Origin of the sequence: Gilliamella sp. Fer4-1 (genome assembly GCF_001690515.1) — a bacterium.
Taxonomy (GTDB): domain Bacteria; phylum Pseudomonadota; class Gammaproteobacteria; order Enterobacterales; family Orbaceae; genus Gilliamella; species Gilliamella apicola_C.
The window spans coordinates 1-2,573 of record NZ_LZGZ01000280.1 but is presented as its reverse complement, the minus strand read 5'-3'; the positions used below and the strand labels follow the sequence as shown (position 1 = coordinate 2,573).

The following is a 2,573-nucleotide window of genomic DNA, read 5'->3' as shown; positions in this document are numbered from 1 at the left end:
AAACGAGGTTTTTATTCTAAAATAGAGTAGCATAACTATATACTACTTTATGCTAAAATTACTAAAAATAACATTAACCATTTGTTTTATAAAAACAAATTTAAGAGGGTAAGTGTGATGAATAAAAAAATTATGATAAAATATAATTGGGCATCGGGCATCGGGCATCGGGCATCGGGCATCGGGCATCGGGCATCGGGCATCGGGCATCGGGCATATTATTATTTGTTAATCGTTTTATTTCAACTTTAATATTACAACAAAACGTTTTATCTTTAGCGTTACCTTTTTGTTTTAAACACTTCCATTGCAAATCTCACTTTGCTACCAAAATAACGGCACTGACAGCTCACTTAAAACCAAAACCTACTCAAGTCATGAGTTTAATCTTATTATCACAATGGATACACGTTAGCTCAGCTAATGCAATACTAACAGCGACTTCAAGTCAGGTTATTGTTGGGAATACACCGCAAGTGGTTGCGTTATCGAGTGCAGATAAACATGGTTTTACTGTTAATGGTGTTTTTTACAGTGAGGCGAGTGGCACTATAAAATCTAGTGAAGTGAAAGAATTTGATGGTAACTTAACGCTTAACGATTTTAAAGTGGCGATTTATACTTCAACAAATTTAGATAAAGTTGAAAATTACAGTGATATAGATGGTGATAATGCTGATCCTCAGCAACCATTTAAAGTGGAAATGACTAATTATTGGTGGTATGACAATAATGGCGTAAGAATAATCGGTGATGATAAGAAAAAAATTATAGGTTGTGGAAGTGGTTTTTCAATGCCATTAAAACTCATCATTAAAACCAATGTTAGAGCCCATTCGGCATACGGAATTCCTGATGAAGGCGAGCCGATTACCCTAGCTAAAACCTACCAAATAGCACCAAAATCGCAAATTTGTTATGCTAAACCGAATGCCACAGTTGTTTATCAAAATGCTCAATGGCATGGTTTTGATGAAAACGGTAATTCTCAAAAATGGAATCTTGAAAATAGCATAATAAGTCCTGAGTATGGAGGAGGTCGCACAAGTGATTATGTATTGGATTTTGGCTTTAAGGCTAAACCAACATATTCATCAAAAACATTCCCAACAACGGGCTTTCCAGGGGCTCAGTTTCAATTAGTGATGACTGGTGCACAAACGGATTATGAATTTTCAGTTATTACTCAAACGAAAGATGTTGTTGATGTTGATTCATTAGGATCAATTACCTTAAAGAAAAAACCATTAGATCAAGTAATAGTGCAAGCGACATTAAAAAGAGATAGATCAGTTAAACATGATTATAGCTTTAATCCAACAAGTATTTGGGCTATTCCACAGGGCGATTTTAAGGGATATTGGAATGTATCTCAAACAAAATGTGGAAGTGCTTTTAACGTACTTTCTCGAGGCGAATTGACTAACTCTCCACAAAGAAAAGCACCAATGTATTGGCAGTTTAAAGATAACAATTATACTCGAGCAATTGGTGAAGGGCTGACCGCTGAGTGGGGGCCAATGAATAAAATAAGCTACCCAAACTCTGAATGGCGTGATGCTCATTATTGGACAAGAGATAACTATTCACCCGAACTATACTTTGTTGTGCATTCTGTCAATGGTGGGGTGGGATATGGTGGTTATGAAAATAAGATAGGACAAATTAACTATATTGCTTGCAAAGGTTAAATGAGTTTATATTTTATATCGTTTTACTTATAACTTGAAGAAGCAACATTGGTTTTTGAAAATTAAGATTAACAATTAAGGGAATGCCGTTAAATATTCCCTTTTGCTGATTTTTATCGGCAACGGTAGCATTTTCATAGGTTATGGCTATTGCTAATAAAGATGTTATGTAAAATGAGAGAAAAATAATGTATATGTAATGCTGATAAAATCAGCACAACATATTATAATTAGCTAAGCTTTTTTCACAAAGCAAGCTTTAAGCATAATTTTCATACCATCGACTTTACAATCGATCTCATGATCACCGTCTACTAAACGAATGCCTTTGGCTTTAGCGCCTTTTTTCAGCACAGTTGACGATCCTTTTAACTTAAGATCTTTAATTAAAATAATATCATCACCATCAGCAAGTAAATTACCATTACTGTCTTTTACTTGTAATTCATCATCAGAAGACACAGCCTCGTTTGGATCCCATTCGTGGGCACATTCAGGGCAAACACAAAAGCTGCCATCATGATAAGTGTGTTCAGATTGGCAAACAGGGCAATTAGGTATAGATTCCATAATTAAGATTCATCCAAATTAAATAAAATGGCGCCTACTATAGCAAAAAAATGCTATTAAGTCATGAATGATAGCTGTTTGGTTGCCGTGGGTAATCTAAAAAAATTGACGAATTAGCCAATTATTTTAGAGATAAATAAACTACTATTAATTGATCTTGTTGTTCTATTTCTTTTAGATCTTTCTTCATATTTTTTCCTATTTTATTGGGGCAAAAATAAAATCATTTTTGTAAAAAATATTCAGGAATCTATACCGTTTTAGCATGAAATTACTTTAAATTCAATTGTTTAATGAATTATTATAAATAAA

The 2,573-nt window shown here is 33.7% G+C and carries 2 protein-coding genes; one reads left to right on the top strand and one right to left on the bottom strand.

Going from position 1 to position 2,573, the window contains the following annotated elements; genetic code table 11:
* Window positions 1-146: 146 nt before the first annotated feature.
* Complete coding sequence (locus A9G30_RS09735; RefSeq protein ID WP_065588824.1) at window positions 147-1,691, top strand: hypothetical protein; 1,545 nt, start codon at window positions 147-149, stop codon at window positions 1,689-1,691.
* A 234-nt stretch (window positions 1,692-1,925) separates the two neighbouring features.
* Here the strand turns inward: A9G30_RS09735 and A9G30_RS09730 are convergent, their stop codons facing one another.
* The gene (locus A9G30_RS09730) at window positions 1,926-2,261 is read right to left on the bottom strand and encodes a zinc ribbon domain-containing protein YjdM (protein ID WP_065582117.1); all 336 of its coding nucleotides are present in this window, start codon (window positions 2,259-2,261) and stop codon (window positions 1,926-1,928) included.
* Window positions 2,262-2,573: the final 312 nt, after the last annotated feature.